This is a genomic window from Caballeronia jiangsuensis (assembly GCF_046030135.1).
Classification (GTDB): domain Bacteria; phylum Pseudomonadota; class Gammaproteobacteria; order Burkholderiales; family Burkholderiaceae; genus Caballeronia; species Caballeronia jiangsuensis.
The window spans coordinates 183,087-198,713 of sequence record NZ_JAQQDB010000008.1; the positions used below are offsets into that span (position 1 = coordinate 183,087).

Below are 15,627 nucleotides of genomic sequence, written 5' to 3' on the forward strand. Positions count from 1 at the left end.
GAACCGAGGCGTCTTGTCTTCGATACGGACCCGCGCCCCGCAAAAGCGGGCCGCGTTCCGTATCGAAAACGACGTAGGGATCAACTCAAAGTTGCTGAGATACGCCGAGCGGCGCAATGGCTTCCATCACCGGCGCGCTGGCCGGCTGCAGATCGCGAATGAAGGTCTCGGACAACGCAATCACGCTGGCCAGCGCGCGCGTGTCGTAGAGCGCGTGATCGACATCCCTGCAAACAGCGGCCTTCACTCTCGTCGTTCGCGAGAGCTTCTTCCCGTGCCTGCCGAAATGGGCGTTGAGCTGGTCGAGCCCTTCGTCACCTGCGCCGTACACGAGCAGCGTGCGCACGCCCTTGCGTTCGAGCGCGTGAACGACGCTGTGCGGATCGGTCAGCGAGTGATTGCCGCCGGTATGCGCCTCTTTCTTGCGGGTCACACCGAGCATCTGCGATTGCAGCCGCGCTGCAGCATTCGATGCAAACGCCTTCACAATCGGCTTGAGCCTGCGTTGACCGCTCAGCACGAGCCACCATTTCTTCGGCTTCAGAATGGCCGGCCCGAGACGCGCCATCGTGTTGCGCCGCTGGTTCCTCAGTTCTTGCAGCGTCAGCCGCTCGGGGATGTAGAAGCGCTGCAGATTCACGGCGATCACAGCCGCGATAGCAGGCTCGACGAGCGAAGCGCGCAACGCGCTATACGCGCCCGAGCAGATTCCGAACGCGACGACGTTATCGTAGCCCTTGCGCTTGAGCCATGCGCCCGCCGTCGCGACATCTTCGATCGTGCTTTCCGCATGGATCGACGCGGTCGTGTCCAGCGTTCCATCCGGCGAGCGCGCGGGGCTATCGCCGATGCCGCGCGCGTCGAAGCGCAACGATGCAATGCCGCGTTGCGCCATCTCCCGCGCGATGCGCACGGACAAACGGCTGTCGCCTTGATGCACGCTCCCCGCCGTATTGGTGATGACGATCACGGGTCCACCCGCGAGCCTGTCGCGCGGCTCGCACAAGATGCCGAAGAGTCCGGCCGCGCCGAAGATCACCGGGCGCTCGATGGCTTCCGGCGTTTCGATGATCGCATCGTCGCTCATGCTCGGCCGCGACGCCTTTCTCATGCGGTCCGGCATGGAATCGCCGAGTTCGTCTTCGGCCATGCTTTGCGCTATCCATTGCGCGGTCCGCTTGAGCGTCTTTTCCGGCAAGGTAGACGATGCTGTCTCCTGCATGAATTCGAAGTAGTCGTCGAAGCTTTCCGCTTGCACTTCGACGCCTCGATCGAGCAATGCAGTGCATAGCGACTGGCTTGCGCCGGGCCGTAGATCGGCCACGAACACGCGCTTGGGCATCGCGCGATGCCGGCTTATGGACTTGCCGAGATCGAGCGTGCCAAGGCGGCTGCGGAACGCTTCGCTATAGACTTGCCCGAGCACATGAAAGGGCGAATCGATCTGTCCGGCTCGCACGTCCATGGGAAGATTCTCGACCCACGTCTTTCGCAAAGCCGTCAATTCGCGCAGATAGTGACGCCCGTTGATCACGGGTGCGAGCAGCGCGAGCGAATCCACCAGCGGATGTTGCGATGCCAGCGCCGCCAGTGTCCCACCGAGACGCAAGCCGCACAACGTGACTTTGGTCACGCCGGCGTCGTGCCGCAAACGTTCGATCGCCGCGCCGATATCCGCGACAAAGTCGTCGAGCCGATCGCTTTCGTGATCGATGCCGACTGAATCGCCCGTTGCGAGATAGTCGAAACGCAGGACCGGAATATCCCGTCGGGAAAGCTCCTCGGCGAGATAGCGCATGGCCTTGTGTCCCCACGCCTCTTCGTGTCCGAAGGGATTGCACAGCACGACGCCGTGGCTTCCCTGACCGACATGAAGCCACCCGAAACGGCCTCCGAAAACGATCGGCGTCATGCGTCGCCTCCGCTTTCGAAATTACCGACGCACGCATGCATCTTTCGGTAAAACGCGACTCCGGCAACGTCACGCATCCCTGGGCCGCTTAATTCTTTAGTAAGGTCGCGCATTTTCTTGAGTTTCTCATTGCACGTTTTGCAAGGATTTAACATCCTTTCCATTCTTCAGTTCGGTGCGGTGGCCAACAAATTGATGATTTGGGTAAACCTTTAGTGGACACAGCGCGTTCGGCCGCCGGGTGCCGTTCTCGATGGCCCGAACGGGAGGATTGACACTTCAATCGCTTTCAATCGAAACCTTAGTACGCCTATATTCGATTCGCTTAACGCGCATGAAGCGGTTCACGAGAACGCGTTCGGTAAAAGCGCCCGCATTGACTATTCGGTGTCATCGTCTAGATTTTTCGTCGTAGCCGCGTCACCAATCCAACTCGTTTTTAACAAGGACAGGATCATGTGCAATCAACTGAAGCCGGGACGTCCTCATTCGATCTACTGCATTCTGCCGCCGCATATGCTGGAGAACATTGCAAAACATGGTGATGCGAAACAGCGCGAGATTGCCATCGACACCTTGTCGAAGGACCACACGATGCGGCATTTCCGTGCGGTACAGGCGGCGCTCGCACCGCGACGCGCCGCGCCGATGCCCACGGCAGCGACACCTTCGGCAAACAGGACCATCTACACGGCTAACCATACGGAGACGCTGCCAGGCACGGTTGTTCGCGCCGAAGGCGGCAAGCCCGTGAAAGACGAGGCCGTCGACGAGGCCTACGACGGACTCGGCGCGACCTTCGAGTTTTATCTCGAAGTGTTCCATCGCAATTCGATCGACGATGCCGGCTTACCGCTCATCGGCACGGTTCATTTCGGAACCGACTACGACAATGCGTTCTGGAATTCACAGCAGATGGTCTTCGGCGATGGCGACGGTGAACTCTTTAACCGCTTTACGATTGCGCTGGATGTCATCGGTCATGAATTGACGCATGGCGTGACGGAGCACACGGCCGGCCTTAACTACATGACGCAGGCGGGTGCGTTGAACGAGTCGGTGTCGGATGTATTCGGCTCGCTTATCAAGCAATATGCGCTCAAACAGACGGCCGACAAGGCCGACTGGCTTATCGGAGCAGGATTGCTCGCCAAGGGCGTAAAAGGCGTCGCGCTGCGCTCGATGAAAGATCCCGGCACTGCCTACGACGATCCGCGGCTCGGCAAGGATCCGCAGCCGGATAACATGAGCCACTACGTTCGCACGACGCAGGACAACGGCGGCGTGCATATCAATTCGGGCATTCCAAACAAGGCGTTCTGTGTGGCTGCGCTCGAAATCGGCGGACATGCGTGGGAGAAGGCGGGACGAATCTGGTATGAGACCCTGACCGACTCGCATCTCAAGCCGACGGCGACCTTCAAGACGTTCGCTAAGCTGACGCTGTCGACCGCGAGCAGGCTTTATGGCGCGAGCAGCGCGGAGTCGGCGGCGGTGAAGAAAGGATGGACCGAAGTCGGTGTATTGTGACGTGTGCACGGGTCCGTCTGCTTGCGGGACTCTATATCTGCGCAATGCTGCTCTGCATGGGCTGCGCCTTGCATCAATCGTCACGGGAGCCTTCGATGCATGCGGAACTGACGACCGATGGCGGATTCGCAGCGATTCCGGGACTTGCACGGCCGGTCGTTCTGGACGAACACGATCTGTCGCCGGAAGACAGCGCCGAATTCGCTCGCCTCGTCGCCGCCGCGCGTGACGAGGCAAGCGCGCCCGGTCCGCGCGCCGCGAAGCCGGTGCCGGACGGACGCACGTATCGAATCAACATCGAGGGCGGCGACGCACTGCGGCTCCAGGCAGCGGATCCATCCATTCCTCCCGCCTTCGCTGCCTTGATGAATTTCGTAAAGGGACATGGTCACCGCTGAGACCAGTCGTTCGCTAACTCTGCGCGACCCGATGTGCAATGCATCGGAGGGCTCGCTGCTTTATATCGCGCGACGCGTATTAGATCAAAAGCGACATGCCATACTGAACGTTCGTTCGACTTTTTCGCAGTGCGTCACAACACGCATGATCGTTTGGTTTCGAATCAAGAAATTGTGCCGAAATCGTCGTGAACCACGGGCCAAAACGACAAGACGACCTACGTCGAGCTTCCTAACATAGCGCCACTCGAATCACTGGTATTCAAGTGGGCTTACAAGCTTGCACCTGAATATTCATTCGATCGCGCGAACGACACGACGTAAATCAGCGGTGAATCATCGCCCAAAAATGTTCGCGCCTGGTGCCTTCCAGCGCTCAGAAGGCAACCTTGCTCCTGGCTTCTTGAGCGCGATCCGAGCATCGTTTTCAAGGCATGAGCATCCGTATGAATCCGCGAGACTTTGCAGATGTCCTTCCTTTCTCCAACTGTGTACGCGCGGCAGGCACCGACGATTTCGGCGATAGCCTGATCAACGCGCTGGCCGGGATCGTCGAGATCGAGCATTGCGTGATCGTCAACGTCAAGCCGCGTCACGCGGAGATATCGGCGCTTGCGAGCCGGCACTCCCGTGGTATCGCCGCGCGCCTGACCGAAGCTTATGTAGGCGGGCGCTATCGTGAGGATCCGCTGGTGCGTGAGTTCGCTTGCGCCGAAGCGATGGCCGCGACACATCCGGTCATGCCCGCGGTGCGTTCGATGATGTTGAATCGCGAATCGAATGCCGAATACTACGAGCGGTTCTTTATCGAACCCGGCATTGCAGACAAGCTCTCAGTGATCGCGCCCGGACCCGGTTACACGGCGTTTCTCAGCGTCTATCGGTCTACGGCGATGGGGTGCTTCACGGACCGCGATAAAGCCTGCGTTGCTGCCTTTGCGGACTTTCTCGCCGCGCTCGCCTCGACACACACGAGACTGAGCGCGACGCCGAACGTGCCGCGCGAAGTCTCGATCAAATGGCACACGGCGCTGTCGGAGCGCGAGCGGTCCGTCGCGAAACTTCTGGGGCAGGGCGAGACAGCGAAAACCGTGGGCGCGATGCTCGCGCTTTCTCCGGCGAGCGTCATTACCTACAAGCAGCGGGCGCTGGCGAAGCTCGGCATCGGCACGCAGCGCGAACTCGTTGCACTGACTGCCTTGCTCGGCTAGCGGGCGAATGATTGTTGTCCTGTTTCGTGAGGACAGACATGCGATCGCCTGGACTCTAAACTGCACTTGCTCGACTGATCATCGTTGACCGGAATCAGTCGGAATGAACCGCCGGAACACCATCCATATCGATTCGGAATCCGTAATAAAAGTCAGTGACGGTGTGCCTGCATTTTTCAACGAACTGCGACGAACAATTTCCACAAGAAGGGACATCATGCGCGTGTTACTGGTTGAAGATGATCTGCAAATGGGGCAGGCCCTGTTCCGGGCTTTGAAGGACGATGGCTACCGGGTCGACTGGGTCCGCGAGGCGCGAGCGGGCCGTCTTGCCATCGACGCGGCCTATTACGCGGTCGTATTGCTCGACCTCGGCCTTTTATGCGGCGGCGGTCTCGAGTTGCTGAGGGCATCGCGGGAATCGGGCAACAGGGTGCCGATGCTGACCTTCACCGCATGCAGCGACCCGGAAACGCGCGTGCGCAGTCTCGATGTCGGCGCGGACGATTGTGTGCTCAAACCCTTCGATGTGCGCGAGGTGCTCGCGCGAATTCGCGCGGTTCTGCGTCGTCAGGCCGGTTATGCGACGTCGTGCATCGGCGATGAAGAACTGAGCCTCGATCTCGACCGCCGCACGCTCTGGCGCGAGGGCGTCGCGTCGCCCTTGTCCGCACGGGAATTCGCCTTGATGCATGCGCTTCTCGAACGGCCCGAGGCGATCCTTTCCCGCGCGCAACTCGAAGAACGCATCTATGGCTGGGGCAACGAAGTGGAAAGCAATGCGCTCGACGTGCTGATCCACTCGATGCGCAAGCGCTTCGGGCGCGCACTGATTCGCAATGTGCGCGGTATCGGCTGGACGCTGCTGGGCTCTGGCCATGTACGCGCAGCGCAGGCCGCCTGAATAATTCCCTGCTAACTCTGCATTACTAAGATGTGCTTGCAGTTTGAAGAAACCCCGATCATCCATACAAGGAATGTCTTATGAAGCCTGCCAAAATTCTGCTTGCCCTGATCTGTGTTTGCGCCGCCGGTGCCGCCAGCGCGAAGGAAATAAAAGTCGCCCCCGCGAAAATGACGTGTGCGGATTTCGTGCAGGTCGATGAAGCGTATCAACCCGCGCTCGTCTACTGGGTAGCCGGCGTCGACAAGCTCGGCGTGAAGGAAACGGAGACCACCGTGATCGATACGGCTCAGCCGGTGGGCGCGACAGTTGCGGAAGCGTGCAAGCTGGATCCCAAGACGAAGTTCATGTCGAAGGTCCGTTCGATGGTCAAGGCAAATCAGATCGCGCTCTTCGATCATCACTGAGAACGCGCGCCTGCTTTTGTCATACAAGGAACACCTTTTCCGTTTGCGATTGCCCGAGACGCGGTATGATCAATAAACATTACAGAATGTAATGTGATCGCTGAACGAATTTCTTGCGAATTTGTCTGCACATAGACGACACATCAGGCGATGCGAAGCACTGGTGAATACGCAAGGCACAGCAGCTTCTCGCTTGGTTCATGACCGATCATCAGCAACCGTAAAGGAGCCTTCATGACAACGCCCGTTTTCGAGTCCGTGCGTCTGGATGACGTATTGCTCGAACCAGATCCGATCGACCCGGCATGGATCCTCGAAGGAAATCCTGTCGCGCGCAGCGGCAGGTGGTCTCAAAGCCTCGACACCACGACAACTTCGTGGGTCTGGGACTGCACCGCCGGCCGCTTCAACTGGTACTTCGAAGAAGACGAGACGATCTATGTGATCGAAGGCGAAGTCATCATCACCGCTGAAGGCCAAGAACCGCGTACATTGCGCGCGGGGCACGCAGCGTTGTTCTACGCGGGTACGCGCTCCGAGTGGCACGTTCCCAGGTATGTGCGCAAGCATGCGATCCTGCGTCCGCATATCACGAAGCCGGTATTGCTCGCCCTCAAGGTGAGCCGCAAGCTCCAGGGCAAACCGGACGGCTATCTTCCGCGCACGACGGCCTGAATCGCGATCCGTCACGAGCCTGGCGGAATGCGGCGCCACGTCATCGCCACGGCGAGGAAGAACACGACGTAGGCGAGCGTGAACACCCAGACCGGCAAATCGAAATACAGGCAGGCGCCGACCCAGCGCTGCACGAAGCCTTGCGCGCCCGGCTCTCCGGCGCGCAACTGATCTTCCAGAACGGTGAGCGGGCAGGGAAGTCCGACAACGGCGAGCGTCGCGACGATACCGATAGCCGCGATGTGCGCCCTTCGAAACACGCGGTTTCGAACCCACTTGCAATTCGTCGCAGCGCCCACCCAGATAGCGATCAATCCGCCGACGATGAAAAGCACGATCAGCGCGTGCAGCACGAGAATCGCGTTGGCAAGCCAGATCATTTTCAAGTTGCGCTTCGTTTCCCGCTATGAGGGGTAGCGTTTGAGCCTCTGATCTTATCCCATGCGAATAGCCTTCTATAAAATGGAGCGATATTGAGTCACGCGATAAGTAATGCCTCTGATGCCATCCACGACCAATTCCGCTGGAACGACAAGGCAACCGCATCCTGGCATGCACGACATGCGTGTCATGCGAATCGGCTTTCTGCTTCTGGAAAACTTCTCGCTGATTGCGCTCGGCACGGCTGTCGATCCGTTGCGCATTGCCAATATGCTCGTCGAGCGTGTGGTCTACGAGTACACGCTGATCGGCGCGAACGGTGACGTCGTGCGTTCGAGCGACGGCATCCGCGTGATCCCCGATGTCTCGATGCCGGAGGCGGGTGACTTCGACGCGGTGTTCGTCGTCGGACCGAATCCGATTCCACGCAAGGGCGTGGGCGCGATCATGGACTGGCTCCGCTTGCAGGCACGTCGCGGCAGCGCGCTCGGGGGTCTCGACACGGGCAGCTATTTTCTCGCGCGCGCGGGGCTGCTCAATGGATATCGCTGCACGATTCACTGGGAGGATCAGGACACGCTGCTGGAGCAGTTTCCGAAGCTCACCGTGTCGAATCGGCTCTACGAGGTGGATCGTGATCGATACACATGCAGCGGCGGCGTCGCGCCGCTCGATCTGATGGTGCATTTGCTCGCGCTTCCGCCGGGCAGTCCCGCGCTCGCGGCGCGCGTGCTCGAGTTGCTCGTCGCAGAGAGGCGCGGTCATGAAGAGCGGCAGGTGACGTCGCTCAGGCAATACATCGGCGATGCGCACGCGAAACTCGACGAAGCATTGCAGGTCATGGAAAGCAATATCGAGGAGACGCTCAGCATCGCGGAAATCGCGGCATTCGTGAAGGTCTCCCAACGTCAACTCGAGCGATGGTTTCAGGAGCGCTTCGACAAGACACCGGCACAGGCTTACCTCGAAATACGCCTTCTGCGCGCGCGTCAATTGCTTTATAGAACCGCGCGCACGCTTGAAGAAGTTTGCACGCGCACCGGCTTCACATCGCTCACTCATTTCTCTACGCGCTACAAGGCTCAGTTCGGCATCTCGCCGATAGCCGATCGCCGGCGATATCAAAAGTCCCTCTAAAAGCGGCGTGCGCACGCGCCGTTCGTGGTTAACCCTCGATGTCGAAAATGAGAATTTTGACGTCGAATCAGGAAATATTCGAAACCACCACGCTCCTACCATTCACTCACACCGACGAACTTTTCACCCAGGAGCTGAGTGCATGAAAATGGAGAACCTCATCCGCATCGAGAACGGCGATAAAGCGAAGCACACGTTCTCCGACGCCGAATACGCGAATCGCTACGGCAGGCTGCGCGAACTGATGGCCCGGGAAAACATCGACGCTGTCCTGTTCACGTCGTACCACAACATCAACTACTACGCTGACTTCCTGTATTGCTCGTTCGGGCGCAAATACGGTCTCGTCGTGACGCCGAAGAAGGCCGTGTCGATTTCAGCGAACATCGACGGTGGCCAGCCGTGGCGCCGCACCGTGGGCGACTACAACGTCGTCTATACCGACTGGCAACGCGATAACTTTTTCCGCGCCGTGCAAGGAGAAATCGAAAACAAGGGACGCGTGGGCGCCGAGTTCGATCAGCTTCCGGTCGAGATGTTATCGAAGCTCAAGGCCGCGCTGCCATCGGTCGAATTCGTCGATATCGGCGTGCAGACGATGCGCATGCGCATGATCAAGTCGGCGGAAGAAATCGATGTCATCAAGCACGGCGCGAATGTGTGCGATGCCGGCGGCGCGGCGCTCGCACAGGCCGTTCACGAAGGCGTGCCCGAGCACGAAGTGGCGCTTGCATCGACGCAGGCGATGGTGCGCGAGATCGCCCGCCGCTTTCCCGATTCGGAACTCATGGATACCTGGACCTGGTTTCAATCCGGTATCAACACCGACGGCGCGCACAATCCCGTCACCACGCGCAAGGTCGAAAAAGGCGACATCCTCAGCCTCAATTGCTTCTCGATGATCGCGGGATATTACACGGCGCTCGAACGCACGATGTTCTTCGATCACTGCTCCGACGCTCATCTGCGCCTGTGGAAGATCAACGTCGAGGTCCATGAGGCGGGGCTCGAACTCATCAAGCCGGGCGCGCGATGCTGCGATATCGCAAACGAGCTCAACAAGATTTACGCCGAATACGGCGTGCTGCAATACCGCACGTTCGGATACGGTCACTCGTTTGGCGTGCTTTCGCATTACTACGGGCGCGAAGCGGGGCTCGAACTGCGCGAGGACATCGACACTGTGCTCGAACCGAACATGGTCGTCTCGATGGAGCCCATGATCATGCTGCCGCAAGGCCTCCCCGGTGCGGGCGGTTATCGCGAACACGACATCCTCGTCGTCGGCGAGAAGGGCGCGACCAACATCACGGGCTTCCCTTACGGACCCGAGCACAACATCATCGCTGCCTGAGCGGGCACTGCACGAACCGGCGACGGTGTCGTCGCCGGAGCGCACGAAGCAATCGCATCATCACGTCCGGAGACATTCGATGAACACGGAAAGAGCGGTAACCGCGCAGGTTGCGTTGCCCGAGGTGTTGGATAAGGAAAGCACGCAAGTCGATCCGAAGCTATTGAAGCGTGCCGCCTGCGCGAGCTTCATCGGCAATTTCGTCGAGTGGTTCGACTACGCATCTTATGGCTATCTGGCGACGATCATCGCCGTCGTGTTCTTCCCGAAGACCGACGGCGCGACGGGTTTGCTCGCCGCCTACGGCGTGTTCGCGATCTCGTTCATCGTGCGGCCGATCGGCGGCATCGTGTGGGGCCACGTCGGCGACAGGATAGGCAGGCGCACTTCATTGTCCTTGTCGATTCTCATCATGTCGTGTTCGACTTTCGTGATCGCGCTGTTGCCGACCTATGCGCAGGTCGGCATGCTCGCGCCGGTCCTGCTGCTTCTGGTGCGCGTGGTGCAGGGCTTCTCTGCTTCGGGTGAATATGCGGGCGCGGCCGCATTCCTCGCCGAGTACGCGCCGGACAAGCGGCGCGGCTTTTATACGAGCATTGTTCCAGCGAGCACGGCTGCGGGTCTTTTGTTCGGTTCGATTCTCGTCGCGCTCATGCATGCCGCGCTCACAAGCGAACAATTGCACTCTTTCGGCTGGCGTCTGCCGTTTCTGCTGGCCGCGCCATTTGGCCTGATCGGGCGGTATATCCGCGTCAAGCTGGAAGACACGCCGCGCTTCAAGGCTATGGAACGGAATCATCATGGCGCGCAGACGCCGATAGCAGAATTGCTGTCGAAACATCGTGGGCGGATGCTGATTGCTTTCGGCGTGACCTGCCTCAATGCAGTGGCGTTTTATCTGGTGCTGAGCTATATGCCCACGTATCTCTCTACCGAGATGGGGATGAGCGAGACGGCCTCGTTCATGGCGGCGACCATTTCCCTTGCGACGTATATCGGCCTGATCTTCGTGATGGGCGCGATATCCGATCGCGTGGGACGCAAGTCGATGCTTATCGGCGCATCGATTCTGTTCGCCGTATTGACGGTGCCGCTTTTCAAGGGCTTGGCGGGCGCGAGCTTCGCGATGATTGTCGCGATCCAGATTGCGTTCGGCGCGCTGCTCACGATGAACGACGGCACGCTGCCGTGTTTTTTGTCGGAGATCTTCCCGACTCGCGTGCGTTATAGCGGCTTCGCATTTTGCTTCAATGCGGCGAATGCGCTCTTTGGCGGCACGGCGCCGCTCGTCGCGACATGGCTCATCGGCGTCACGGGCAACAGGCTGGCGCCGGCGTGGTATCTCGTGGCGGCATCGGGCGTCGCGCTCGTTGCGATGCTCGCAAGCCGCGAGACTTCCAATGCGCCGCTGGCGGATGAGTGATCGCGGCGAAAGTGTATGCGGTAGGCCGGGTACTACCAGTTCCTGGCCGAAATGAAGGACTTCAACTGTGCGGCGACGATGCCGTATCCGGCATCGTTGAGATGGACCGTATCCGAGCGCAAGGAAGTCGGCGGGATATTGTTCATATGGTCCATGACATCCTGAGGAAGGTTCGGATCGTACGAATTGACCAGAACAGTCTCAATGTCGACGAAATTGCCGGGATATGCCGCTTTCAACTCGGCATTGATCTGGTCGATGTGTTGAGCGCCAAGGGCGCCGGCATACTCATAGCTGAACTCGCCTTTTATGACCGACAGTACGGCAAAATGCGCGCTGGAAGGCTTGAGCCACTGCACGATAGCTTTGACATCGGCGACGACGGTTGCAACGTCGTCGTAGTTGTTTCGACCGACCCATATGATGGCAGTCCATGCATCATAGCCGTCCGAATCGGCGAGGAACGCGGAAGCGGGAGAACACGAGACTGCCTGGCCGGGTGCGTCACGAGTGAATGTGTAGATCTCGCTCGTGGAAGGTGGACCACCGACGGCCGTACGTTGCAGCACCCCGTGAGCCGAACAGAGGCTTCCGGACTTGCTGCGCGCGGTGTCGTCGGCGGGTGTCGATAACAGATCGATAGACAAGCTGGTGACACTGACTGCAGTCACGCTCGCCGGGACAGCGTTTCCGTCGAGTGTCATTGCCGACGGCAGCGCACCGATCCGAGACGCTATTTGCGTCGATGTCTGACCCCCAATGCCGAGATTGGCATAGGGCCTGTCATTCAACATTCCAGAAAGCAAAGCAGGATATCCACCATTACTCGATCCGACTCCCTCCGTCAGGCTATCGCCGATAGCAACCAGATTCGGTGAAGACGTCGTGGGCGCCTTGACGGCCTGTGCAACGTCTGATGAAGAAGATCCGCCGCCGCAAGCGTTCAGCAAAAGACCGGCGGCGATCGCTGCCATGAGTGACTGCGCACGGTTCATCGTCTTTCCCTGGTTTGTCGGTTTTACTTCAATTGGTGCATGTGTTGCCGCTGGCGAATTCAGGGCAGCCGCTGCGCACCATCGTGTTATTTTGAAAAACGTTGTATTTCGGCGCTCCCACGTTGTCGATCAGTATGTCTTTGAGATGCAGATACTTGCTATAAACACTTCCGGTATACGGGACGGCCTCCAACCCGCGCATAAAGGGCCCGTCGGGATCGCGGACCGCAGCTGCCTGCCAGGTGAGACCCCGGTCATCTATCTCGATTGCCGGATTGCTGTCGATGAATACATTGTCGGAAACGACGTTGTCTCTACCACCGCCCACAAAGACTGCGTGGGTAACGCGAACGAACTCGTTCGCCAAAACATACGTTCCGCTGATTTGATCGTCGAGATAGACGCCCCGCACATCCCGGGAAGGTGTTCCGATGTCATGGAGATGGTTATCGCGTATAACATTGCCGCGCTGAGTCCAGTCCTGACCCATGTAGACTGCACCGGCGTCGCTCGAGTCCTGAACCACGTTGTAGATTTCATTGGATGCGAGCGTATGGTCGTTGCCCTCTAGTTTGACGGCCATATGCGGCGCATCGTGAATGCGGTTTCCGGTCGCTATGTTTCCAACGCCCGACAATTGAATTCCGGGGCGATAGGTATAGTTCCAAAGGCTGTAGTTGTAGATGTCGTTACCGGAGACGGTTGATTCGCCCGGTGCCAGACTCGTCCGATCTCCCGCTGTTATGTACACCCCGCCGTCGCCCACATCGTGGATGCTGCAATTCTTAACCTGGATCCGGTTTCCTGAGGCGTCGATGGCGCGTCCACCGATGTTGTGAATCGTCGAGTTGATCACGCGGATGTTATCCGAGTTCGTGATCACGATCGCCGGGCCACGAGACAATTCGAAACTGAGGCCGTTCAGTTCAACGTCGCTTGCGCCGTCCAGTGTCATCAATGATTCGGCATTCGATATCTCAGTGCCCGACATATCGTTGGAGGGCGGCCAGAAAAGAATACGCCGGCCCTTGACATCCAGGACCCAATCACCCGGAGCCGTCAGTTGGGAAGGAACATTTTCCAGGAAAAATCGTCCGCCGATCTGGACTGGAAGAGACGGAGCCGCGCCGAGCACGATACGGCTCCCGCTGCTGTTTGCCGCAACCACCGGCAGTGCCTCCATGGCCCAATCATAGGAAAGGTAGCCTGCCGCAAATAGGGTTATCTCACTTGTGAATCGACCGGGAGGTGTGGGCGTGACATAGACCGTGTCAGGCTCACCGGCATTCGCGGAAGTGATGGTGGCATAGTCAATCCGCGGCCAGCGCGCCAGGCGCATCCGCGTGCCCTTGAAGTAGAGGTCTGTGTTCGCCACGGTGGCAGGATTGTTCCAGCCATGCGCCTCCAGATCATGAAGTCCGGAAGGGCTTGCCGAGAAATCGAAGACACGAATAGCCGACCTTGCAGCAGCCGGAACGTCCGTTACCTCGCCCGACTTCAGAGAGCGTGATTGAGTAATCTCTTTACCGCCGCTGATTCGTACCGCACCAGCATTGATGGCATAGATTCGCAAAGGAGGGAGCGGCGGTCCCGAGGCGTTCTGTGCGATCCGGATGGGCGCTGCAATCCGATATACGCCGTCCATGACCGCAATGGACACAGTCGCTGGCGCTTTGGAGTTGTAATACTGGCTTGCTCTTTTTATCGCTTCTCCGATATCCGCGAGCGGGCCGCTTGAAGTACCAAGTGCGGTGCTTAGGCCCGAAGACTTATTGTTCCCGTGCTCCGCGACATACAACGTCGTACCGTAGCCGTGTCTGACACTCAACAGGAAAAGTGCGAGCATCAGCCATCTCGTGCATGACCGGAATTTCGGTTTCATGGTGTAGCAGCGACATCTTTGATTGGCTTCGCGAGCCGGGACGGTAAGGCTCTGAGATAAGGAAGGCGATCCACAGGCTCATCCTCTAACGACAAGCTACGCCGTCCGCTATTTGCGTCGAAGCGCGCCTTGAAGAGTATCAGGGATAAGGAAATCAGGGTCGCCTTGTCGTAAGTAAAGATACTGCCATTGAATTGCATCGAAAGAACGAGAAAGACAATCTCGGGAAAGGTGCAGCGCAGAAAGAGGATCGCCAACAAGGCAATGCCTCCGCATATCCCGTATAGGAGAAACATGTTGATAAGCCCATTGTCACTTGCACCGGCGCTCAAATCCGTTGCGGCTAAAACCTCATTCGATACCAGCTTCGCCAGGGATTCGGACGGGACGCCGAGCACGTAACCTTTTTCAAGAACCTGACTCACCGCCTGGAAGGGGTAGGTGAATCGTGCGAGGAACGACATGTCCGTTCCCCGCAAGATGTCGGAGACTCGGTCGCTCATCACGACGCCGGCGCCAGTCGCGAAGAGAAGAGCGGCGAGTATGATCCCCGCCGTCTTCGCGGGGGACGGTCTGGTCGCGAAGAGAAGCATGATGACGATGGAGATGATTCCGCTCGTCGTCTGAGCCAGCAAGACGGTCGCCATCGCGGCGGCGATGAAGGCCATCTTCCCGCCACCGTGGCGTCCCTTGAGAACATTCTGGCTCACGAAAACGAGGCATAGCACGATAAACCCGAGGTACGAAGGCTCCGAGTACGTAGCGGATGGCCGTATCACGGTCAGGATGCCGTGCGCTTGCTCGAATTGAAGCCAGCAGGCCGCGATCGTCCAGCACCCGCCCGGCGTGCTTGGCGGAGCAAAAAAAGCGTAGGGGACAAAGAATAGTTCGCTTCGACTGTATTTGAGATCGATGGCCTGCAGCGCACTCATAACCAGCAGCGCGATCATGAGTATCCAGATTGCTCTTGCGATTCTCGCCTGGCTCTCGAAGCTGAAGTTCAACGTTACTGTCTTGAGGACGACGAGAACAAAGAAGCAGGCCGCTTCGCGGAGAGACCGATACAACGCATCGACGGCGAAATCGTCCGGTGAAAAAAGATGTGGAATGACGACGAGCACGACACCGAGAAGCCCCACACCGAGCCAAAGGGGCGTCAGCCTTTTGATCGTGTAGATGCAGGCGAGGGCGAAGCAAGCGCTTCCTATCGACAGGTGAACGGTATAGCCAAACTGGATCGAAATCACGCACGCCATTCCCGCTGCGATCACGATCCAGCTTGCTTCCGCCGGTAGGGTAGTCGGCAGTGGCGTCACATCATCGAAATGTGTGCTCGAAGTACGCATAGGTCGGCAATGTCACTCAGTGAGCGCGAGCTAAATCGAGAAGTGGACTGTCAGACGTCGCGTTCAGGAAAT

At 58.6% G+C, this 15,627-nt stretch carries 14 protein-coding genes; 9 read left to right on the top strand and 5 right to left on the bottom strand.

Annotation, left to right across the window (positions count from 1 at the left end):
• Window positions 1–85 precede the first annotated feature (85 nt).
• Window positions 86–1,912 (bottom strand): alpha/beta fold hydrolase, encoded by a 1,827-nt coding sequence (locus PQR08_RS11175; RefSeq protein ID WP_250486497.1) that lies wholly within the window; start codon window positions 1,910–1,912, stop codon window positions 86–88.
• 456 nt (window positions 1,913–2,368) lie between these two features.
• On the opposite strand from PQR08_RS11175, the gene PQR08_RS11180 reads away from it, so the two are divergent.
• The 6 genes from PQR08_RS11180 (at window position 2,369) to PQR08_RS11205 (ending at window position 7,037) form a co-directional block, all read left to right on the top strand.
• Window positions 2,369–3,442, top strand: a complete 1,074-nt coding sequence (locus PQR08_RS11180; protein ID WP_187606879.1) for a M4 family metallopeptidase — start codon at window positions 2,369–2,371, stop codon at window positions 3,440–3,442.
• A gap of 95 nt (window positions 3,443–3,537) precedes the next feature.
• Entirely contained in the window at window positions 3,538–3,840 is a 303-nt protein-coding gene (locus tag PQR08_RS11185) for a protealysin inhibitor emfourin (RefSeq protein ID WP_238212342.1), read from the top strand.
• Window positions 3,841–4,286: 446 nt separating this feature from the next.
• Window positions 4,287–5,051, top strand: a complete 765-nt coding sequence (locus tag PQR08_RS11190) for a helix-turn-helix transcriptional regulator (protein ID WP_250486498.1) — start codon at window positions 4,287–4,289, stop codon at window positions 5,049–5,051.
• A gap of 217 nt (window positions 5,052–5,268) precedes the next feature.
• On the top strand, window positions 5,269–5,955 hold the full coding sequence (locus PQR08_RS11195) for a response regulator (RefSeq protein WP_250486499.1): 687 nt from the start codon (window positions 5,269–5,271) through the stop codon (window positions 5,953–5,955).
• A gap of 80 nt (window positions 5,956–6,035) precedes the next feature.
• The gene (locus tag PQR08_RS11200) at window positions 6,036–6,362 is read left to right on the top strand and encodes an HdeA/HdeB family chaperone (RefSeq protein WP_187606875.1); all 327 of its coding nucleotides are present in this window, start codon (window positions 6,036–6,038) and stop codon (window positions 6,360–6,362) included.
• Window positions 6,363–6,596: 234 nt separating this feature from the next.
• A complete protein-coding gene (locus PQR08_RS11205) occupies window positions 6,597–7,037 on the top strand; it encodes a cupin domain-containing protein (RefSeq protein WP_250486500.1) in 441 nt (146 codons plus the stop codon).
• A gap of 11 nt (window positions 7,038–7,048) precedes the next feature.
• On the opposite strand, the gene PQR08_RS11210 is transcribed toward PQR08_RS11205, so the two are convergent.
• Entirely contained in the window at window positions 7,049–7,417 is a 369-nt protein-coding gene (locus PQR08_RS11210) for a DUF2784 domain-containing protein (protein ID WP_250486528.1), read from the bottom strand.
• Window positions 7,418–7,589: 172 nt separating this feature from the next.
• On the opposite strand from PQR08_RS11210, the gene PQR08_RS11215 reads away from it, so the two are divergent.
• From PQR08_RS11215 to PQR08_RS11225, 3 genes are all read left to right on the top strand, one after another.
• On the top strand, window positions 7,590–8,555 hold the full coding sequence (locus PQR08_RS11215; protein ID WP_187606874.1) for a GlxA family transcriptional regulator: 966 nt from the start codon (window positions 7,590–7,592) through the stop codon (window positions 8,553–8,555).
• Between the two features lie 142 nt (window positions 8,556–8,697).
• Window positions 8,698–9,909 (top strand): M24 family metallopeptidase, encoded by a 1,212-nt coding sequence (locus PQR08_RS11220; RefSeq protein ID WP_250486501.1) that lies wholly within the window; start codon window positions 8,698–8,700, stop codon window positions 9,907–9,909.
• A 79-nt stretch (window positions 9,910–9,988) separates the two neighbouring features.
• A complete protein-coding gene (locus PQR08_RS11225) occupies window positions 9,989–11,332 on the top strand; it encodes an MFS transporter (protein WP_238294926.1) in 1,344 nt (447 codons plus the stop codon).
• 32 nt (window positions 11,333–11,364) lie between these two features.
• Here the strand turns inward: PQR08_RS11225 and PQR08_RS11230 are convergent, their stop codons facing one another.
• From PQR08_RS11230 to PQR08_RS11240, 3 genes are read right to left on the bottom strand one after another with little or no spacing between them, the layout of a single operon-like run.
• Complete coding sequence (locus PQR08_RS11230) at window positions 11,365–12,306, bottom strand: SGNH/GDSL hydrolase family protein (RefSeq protein ID WP_250486502.1); 942 nt, start codon at window positions 12,304–12,306, stop codon at window positions 11,365–11,367.
• A gap of 49 nt (window positions 12,307–12,355) precedes the next feature.
• A complete protein-coding gene (locus PQR08_RS11235; protein WP_250486503.1) occupies window positions 12,356–14,173 on the bottom strand; it encodes a right-handed parallel beta-helix repeat-containing protein in 1,818 nt (605 codons plus the stop codon).
• Window positions 14,174–14,205: 32 nt separating this feature from the next.
• Window positions 14,206–15,555 (bottom strand): hypothetical protein, encoded by a 1,350-nt coding sequence (locus PQR08_RS11240; RefSeq protein ID WP_250486504.1) that lies wholly within the window; start codon window positions 15,553–15,555, stop codon window positions 14,206–14,208.
• Between the last annotated feature and the right edge of the window lie 72 nt (window positions 15,556–15,627).